The organism is Anaerofustis stercorihominis (assembly GCF_024623185.1).
In the GTDB taxonomy this organism is placed as follows: domain Bacteria; phylum Bacillota; class Clostridia; order Eubacteriales; family Anaerofustaceae; genus Anaerofustis.
Window position 1 is genome coordinate 1 of the sequence record NZ_JANJZK010000029.1, and the last position, 6736, is coordinate 6736.

The window sequence follows — 6736 nt, forward strand, 5'->3', positions numbered from 1 at the left end:
GTAGGGTTCCACCCTACTACCCATTGTAAGGGACTCCGTCCCTTAAGAACCCTGCCAATATTTTTCCGAAGATAAAAATCTTTCACTCATTCGCCGTGATGGCTTTTACGCTTCTCGATTTCCTAAGAAACGCTTCCCGCGTTTCTTGGAAGAGAAGCTGCCCCGCCCACGTTTGATATAGGTTTTACTGATAGATTATAGAAATGAACTTCTTTATATACATTTAATTTTTTTATATTATATAAAATGGAATATATACATTCCAATGTTAATAAAAATAAATGATAAAATAGGCGTAAATAATAATTAAAAAAACATGGTGCAGTGAATGAAAATAGACTATCTTATGTTAGGAGAAAAATTAAAACAACAAAGGAAAAAACAAGGAATAACACAAGAAACTCTTGCCGAATATGTGGATTTATCCGTAAGCCATTTAAGTCATATCGAAAATGGAAGTACAAAAGTATCACTTCAGACCATAGTAAACATTGCTAATATTTTAAATATAAGTTTAGATGAGTTGTTGGATTTGGATTTAGGTAAAAGGTCTATGTTTATTACCGTAAGGGAAATAGATTTATTATTTAAAGACTGCACTATAGAAGAAAGAAAGATATTAATAAATAATCTAAATTATTTAAAAAAGTTGAGCTGAAATAAAGCAGATGAAATTTTTTCAAATTAAATTTTCTTTATATTAATAACAAGTATAAAAAAGGAAAAAGATTAGATATTAAAAAGTAATGTATAAATAAATAATTTATTTAATGTATATTATAATGAGCGTTTTGATTACTCTTAAAGAAGTTTATAATACATCTTAATGGGGGTTTTTAGAGGATTAAGTATTTAAAGCTTATATTTATTATTAGAATTAATGTTCATATTTATATTAAAATAATATCTTCTTATTTAAAGGGAAGGGCTAGCTTCTTTTTCAAGGAATGCGGGTAGAATTAGATTTATAAGCGACATTTGCGGGTTTCCTTAGTAAAGGTGTTCACATTCCTTTTCCAAAAAAACCTTATCTTCCATACTTAATGGGTAGGGGTAGCGGTCGTTTGGAAAAATTGCGGGCAGCAATTTTCCAAAATCCGACCGCGTTATAAGCCATCACGGCGATTGAGTGAAAGATTTTTATCCAATATTTTTATCTTCGGAAAAATATTGGCGGATTGTAAGGCGGAGCCTTACAGAGTATTGGGTTGTAGGGCGGAGCCCTGCATAAGGGTTAAGGGACGGAGTCCCTTATAACAGGGTTTTAGGGGCAGCGCCCCTAATGTAGGTTTAAGGGCGGACAGCCCTTATTTATTTTCTTTTAAATAATCCACCAAAACTTCACTGTTATGCCTCATCACTCCGTTTATCTCTCGTGCGAGGTCGAGTCCCGTGAATGTATAAATCTCTCTCATCTCATCGGTTATGTTTGCTTCCACCACATCCGCATGTTTTTTCTTATATCTTTTTATCACTTCTTTATCCAGTACCGTAGTACTGTAAATCACTTCATTAAATACTTTACACCCTCTCGGGATATGCTTTTCTATTTCCGTGACATGCTTCCACACGTCAAAACCGTCCGTCTCCCCGTGCTGGGTCATTATATTTGCTATAAAATATTTCTTAGCCTTTTTATTCTTATCAATGGCATAAGGGATATCTTTTATGAGCAAATTAGGGATTATGGAAGTATAAAGACTTCCCGGGCTTAAAATGATTATATCCGCATTCTCTATTTTTTCTACCGCATAATCATTCACCTTCGCATCTGTAGGAGTCATGAATACCTTTTTTATCTTGGAATGCATTTTAACAGCCTGCTTGGGTATCTTGGACTCTCCGTTCACGACGGCAGTATTGTCAAGAAGTGCACAAAGCGTTATATCATCATTCTTCGATACAGCCACAACTTCTCCCTTGATTGCCAAAACATCGCTTATATCCTTTATCGCCTTTGGGAAACTTTCGCTTATTTCATTGAGCGCCGCCAAAAACAAGTTCCCGAAGGAATGTTTCTTCAGTGCGCCCTTAGTAAAACGATACTCCATCAGCTCCGTCATGGTAGATTCGTCTTCGGCAAGTGCTGTTATACAGTTACGGATATCCCCTACCGCCAAAATACCGAGGTCTTTACGAAGCTTACCCGTGCTCCCGCCGTCATCGGAAACGGTGACGATAGCGGTTATGTTGTCGGTATGCTTTTTAAACTCCTTCAAAAGAACACTGTTGCCGGTCCCCCCGCCGATTATAACGATATTTTTATCTTTGAATTTCATAATATCACCTGCTTAATACTGATAGTTATCTTTGCTTATATCTCTGTGCTCTTCCGTTACGATATATCCTTTTTCCTCTATCCTTTTAGCCAGTTCGCCGGCTATTGCCACAGAACGGTGTCTTCCGCCTGTACAGCCTATACCTATTACAAGCTGAGCTTTCCCTTCTTTAATATAATATGGGATAGTAAAAGCGATTATGTCCTCCAGCTTATCCATGAATTCTTTGCTTTCATCAAAGGAAAACACATAATCGGACACTTCCTTATTTTTCCCCGTAAGAGGCTTTAGATCCTTTATATAAAAAGGATTTGGGAGAAACCTTACGTCGTAGACTATATCCGCATCGTGCAGTATCCCATATTTAAATCCGAATGAACTTATATTGATACTGAACTGAGATGATACTGTTCCTATCTTTCCGTAGCAGTCATGAAGTATCTTTTCAAAATCTCTCTCTAATAATTTGGAAGTATCTATTATTAGGTCTGCCCTCTTCTTAACCTCTTCCATTGATTTTCTTTCTTTTTTTATGGCAACTTCTATCCTGTCATTTCCCGATATAAGGTGCTTCCTTCTGTTCTTCTTATACCTTGAAATCAAAACGTCATCGTCGGCATCTATATACAAAATGTCCGCACCTCTTTCATTTTTGAGGTTATCCAAAATTTCATCTATATCATCGAAGAAAGCACTTCCCCTGGCATCAAGAACTATTGCTATATTTTCGGTTTTGGGTTCGCTCTTATCCAAAAGATCAATGAAAGTATCTATGAGCTTAGGCGGAAGATTATCCACGCAGTAAAATCCCCTGTCCTGAAAAAATCTTAAAGCCACACTCTTTCCCGCAGCAAGCATTCCCGCAACAACAATGATTTTCATATATTTTCTCCTTACACTTAAAAGTCATATCCGTTATTTATAGAATAATTATACTACGTAAAATAAAAAAAAGCAAAAATGATAAGTAACCGTAAAAGATATATCCATTCCATTTTATTAAGAAATGAAAAACAATATCCAATATCTAAATTTGCTGTTTATGAACAATAAAAACAATTAATAAATTTTTAATTGATATATCACAGTTATTTCATATTTATATGGTAGGTTAAAGATAAGAAAGACATTTTTCGACAAATTATGAGGCAGTATATGAAAGAAGTTATCGATTTTATAATGAAAGGACTGGATATTTCATATATTTACGAAGACATCATCGTCCTCGTTTGTATTTTATTGTCTCTGATTTTGATAATAATTTTTATTAAGAAGTTTATAAGGAGTTTTAAATAATATTTTATATTTATAAAACATAAAATTTTAAAGTTCATATGACTGACTGATGAATTGCAAAGTATTATAATATTAAAAAAAGAGAATACACAATTTTACCTTATGGGATTTGTGCATTTTCTTTAATATATCAATACATGTTAAATTTAAAAATAGATTAACCGCTTCTTAAAAATATAATAACTATATATTAACTAAATCAAGATATCTTTATATTTTTCTTCAATTTAAATCAACAGCAGTTATTTACTATCAGTACTGTCAGTTATCATAAACTTTCCTTATACAGTACGAAGCACCTTTACATCATTATCCCCGCCAGCGGACCGTAAAACAAATATCCCAGAAACCCGGATATTATTATAAGGACGATAGGGTGCATATCCTTGAACTTCAGTTTTAATAAAAGCACTACGGCTAAAATTATCAGCCCGGTGTAATTTGTGAGTTTTCCCTTTAGGATAAATACCGAAGCAAAAATCGTCATTGCAGATGCGGCTATCGTTCCAACCACTGCTGGTCTAAGCCCCGCAAGCACTGCCTGAACATATTTGTTATCCTGAAAATTAAAAAAGAATTTACTTATTAGGATAATTATTACAAAGGACGGGAGGACTACCCCCAAAGTGGCACTGAACGCTCCTATAAGACTGCTGTGGTCGAAACCGATGAATGTAGCTATATTTATCGCAAAAGGTCCGGGAGTGGATTCGCTTATACCAATAAAATCAATGATTTCCCCCACGGTCGCCCACCCATGTGAAAGGACCTCGGTCTTTATAAGAGGTATCATTGCATATCCTCCGCCGAAAGTGAACAGCCCTATTTTAAAGAAAACTATAAATAATTCCATTACCATTACATATCGCCTCCCTTGATGATATTAAATCCATGAAATATCACTCCGAGAAGTGCACAGACGATAAGTACATAAATAACGTTTATACTTGTAAATGCGGTTATCAGAAGAGAGCCGAAAAGCAGTATCATATTGAAATAATCTTTCTTTATCGGTTTCCCAAGCTTTAAAGCAGCTTCCAAAATCAGAACGATGACTCCCGCTTTTACTCCCGCAAAGACGTTGTTTACGATGATATTATCTTTAAACATATTAAAAATAATAGAAACTCCGATTATTATAAAAAAAGAAGGGATAACGACGCCGAGAGTAGCAAGTATAGATCCCCATACTCCCCCTATCTTATATCCGACAAAGGTAGCACAGTTTATCGCAAGCGGTCCCGGGGTACTTTGAGATATCGCTGTTATATCAAGCATCTCGTTTTCATCTATCCATTTTTTCTTCTCTACAACTTCTTTTTGAAGAAGAGGTATCATTGCATATCCTCCGCCGAAGGTAAAAGCACCTATGTTGGCGAAAGTAATAAATAAATCCAAATCTTTGTTTTTCAAATCAATCTCCCAATGTCTATCAAAATGAACAATATCGCTGTGTTTTGACACTTCAAAAAAATTTCATTTTAATACTTTTGACTTCCATTATGATGTATATACCCTATATCAAAAGCTTTCCTCCCCTTATCATAAGGGAAATCATATATTTATGATATCATAAATACGTCTTTAATATTATACCATAAACTGCCATATTTACCCTCATATATGGGAGAATTTACTTTTCTTTTATACTTTTTTTACCCCAAAAAAACACTTAAAATTTATGGCAGAGTGACACCCAAATGTCTTATATATTTTAATATATATATAAATCATCCCATAAAAAATTTGATTATAATGATACTAAATTCATATTTCTTAATACTCAAAACTATGAGATAAACAAACCAAACTTTGCAAGTTAGATTAACGATATAAAAATCAAATATAGTGGTTTTTAAATATACAAAAAACATAAATAAGTCGCCATATATAAAATTATTAATAAAATAAACGAAAAAATTTTTTATTTAGAAATAAGGTTTCCTAAAAATCGACCTTATTATATAAGGAGTATATTTTCCCTATACACTTTTTAAAGCGATTTATGAATAAATATTTAACGAAGCTCATAAATCAAATCCACTATACCGTTATAAGTTTTTGTTTCAATGAGTTTTAATTTGATTTCATTTTTATTTTTTTCAAATAGCTTTATTCCATCACCCAAAATCGTCGGGATTACGGATATATGATACCTATCGATCAAATCTTCTTTCATTAGCTGAGATACGATATTTGCCCCACCGCATATCCAGATATCTTTTCCGTTTTTCATCTTCAGTTCTTTTATAAGACTGCAAACATCATCATTTACAAATTTGATACAAGCCTTATCTTTCATTTGTCTGTGAGTGATGACATAGCTCATAAAATCTTCATAAACCCAACTATCTTTTGAAAGCTCACTTACTATTTGCTCATAAGTATTCCACCCCATTATCACCGTATCCATATCTTTTATGAATTCATTATAACTTATCATATCGTCTTCATTTTCTTTTACCCCTTGAAGCCAGTCAACTTTTCCCTCTTTATCTGCAATATAACCGTCAAGGCTCATTGCTATAAATAAAACTACCTTTCTCATCATATCTCCTATCTAATATTTTCTATAAGACAAATCAAAGTTTATCATCTTGAATTTAAAGAAAATTATAAAACACTTTAATTTTATGTCATATAGATATTATTGTTATTTATTTAAATTAATAAACAATCCTATAAATATTTTTCCCTAATTTTTTATTATAACAAAAAAATACCTCCGTATTTACAAAGGTATCTTTTATAAAAAATCGTATATTAAACTATAGAAATTTACATTATAAAAATTCTGACATTATTTTTTATATGAAATAGGATTTTTCCATATAAAAATTTAAATTAAATACAATGACCGTTTCAGAATATTCAAAGATAAATCTTTCATTAAGTTTAAGTGCTTTAAATCAAAATCCCCAGCCCCATTTCGTTACATTTGAAGCAAGACAGCGGTCGTTTCAAAAATCTAACAAAGATTTTGACTTATTATTTTTTCAAACAAATAATAAGTAATATTCTTAACAAAATAAAGTCCTTTAAATTAAAATCCCCAGCCCATTTTAATACATTAGTGGCGGGGATGGCGACTGTTCCCAGAAAATCGGGTAGATTTTCTGAGGGAATCCAGTCGCCTTAAGCCTCCGCGGCTTGAGCGGAAG

The 6736-nt window shown here is 32.9% G+C and carries 7 protein-coding genes; 2 read left to right on the forward strand and 5 right to left on the reverse strand.

Annotated elements, in window-relative coordinates; translation table 11 throughout:
- Positions 1-328 precede the first annotated feature (328 nt).
- Positions 329-658, forward strand: coding sequence for a helix-turn-helix domain-containing protein (locus NSA01_RS09515; RefSeq protein ID WP_257481227.1), 330 nt, complete (start codon positions 329-331; stop codon positions 656-658).
- A 649-nt stretch (positions 659-1307) separates the two neighbouring features.
- Here the strand turns inward: NSA01_RS09515 and NSA01_RS09520 are convergent.
- Positions 1308-2279: a gluconeogenesis factor YvcK family protein gene (locus tag NSA01_RS09520; RefSeq protein WP_257481228.1), complete on the reverse strand. Its 972-nt coding sequence runs from the start codon at positions 2277-2279 to the stop codon at positions 1308-1310.
- Between the two features lie 12 nt (positions 2280-2291).
- Positions 2292-3161, reverse strand: coding sequence for an RNase adapter RapZ (gene rapZ / locus NSA01_RS09525; protein WP_257481229.1), 870 nt, complete (start codon positions 3159-3161; stop codon positions 2292-2294).
- A gap of 273 nt (positions 3162-3434) precedes the next feature.
- Between rapZ and NSA01_RS09530 the strand changes: the two genes are divergently transcribed.
- A complete protein-coding gene (locus NSA01_RS09530; RefSeq protein ID WP_257481230.1) occupies positions 3435-3575 on the forward strand; it encodes a hypothetical protein in 141 nt (46 codons plus the stop codon).
- Positions 3576-3876: 301 nt separating this feature from the next.
- Here NSA01_RS09530 and NSA01_RS09535 read toward each other — a convergent pair whose 3' ends face one another.
- From NSA01_RS09535 to NSA01_RS09545, 3 genes are all read right to left on the reverse strand, one after another.
- Complete coding sequence (locus tag NSA01_RS09535) at positions 3877-4434, reverse strand: chromate transporter (protein ID WP_257481231.1); 558 nt, start codon at positions 4432-4434, stop codon at positions 3877-3879.
- On the reverse strand, positions 4434-4988 hold the full coding sequence (locus tag NSA01_RS09540; protein WP_257481232.1) for a chromate transporter: 555 nt from the start codon (positions 4986-4988) through the stop codon (positions 4434-4436). Before NSA01_RS09540 ends, NSA01_RS09535 begins: the two co-directional genes overlap by 1 nt.
- Positions 4989-5592: 604 nt before the next feature.
- Positions 5593-6123 carry a dihydrofolate reductase family protein gene (locus NSA01_RS09545; RefSeq protein ID WP_257481233.1) on the reverse strand — a complete coding sequence of 177 codons (531 nt, stop codon included), beginning with the start codon at positions 6121-6123 and terminating at the stop codon, positions 5593-5595.
- Positions 6124-6736 lie beyond the last annotated feature (613 nt).

Coding starts and splice junctions, on each gene's coding strand:
- NSA01_RS09530 (WP_257481230.1), top strand. CDS start 3,435: ATGAAAGAAGTTATCGATTTTATAATGAAAGGACTGGATATTTCATAT.
- NSA01_RS09515 (WP_257481227.1), top strand. CDS start 329: ATGAAAATAGACTATCTTATGTTAGGAGAAAAATTAAAACAACAAAGG.
- rapZ (WP_257481229.1), bottom strand. CDS start 3,161: ATGAAAATCATTGTTGTTGCGGGAATGCTTGCTGCGGGAAAGAGTGTG.
- NSA01_RS09545 (WP_257481233.1), bottom strand. CDS start 6,123: ATGAGAAAGGTAGTTTTATTTATAGCAATGAGCCTTGACGGTTATATT.
- NSA01_RS09535 (WP_257481231.1), bottom strand. CDS start 4,434: ATGGTAATGGAATTATTTATAGTTTTCTTTAAAATAGGGCTGTTCACT.
- NSA01_RS09520 (WP_257481228.1), bottom strand. CDS start 2,279: ATGAAATTCAAAGATAAAAATATCGTTATAATCGGCGGGGGGACCGGC.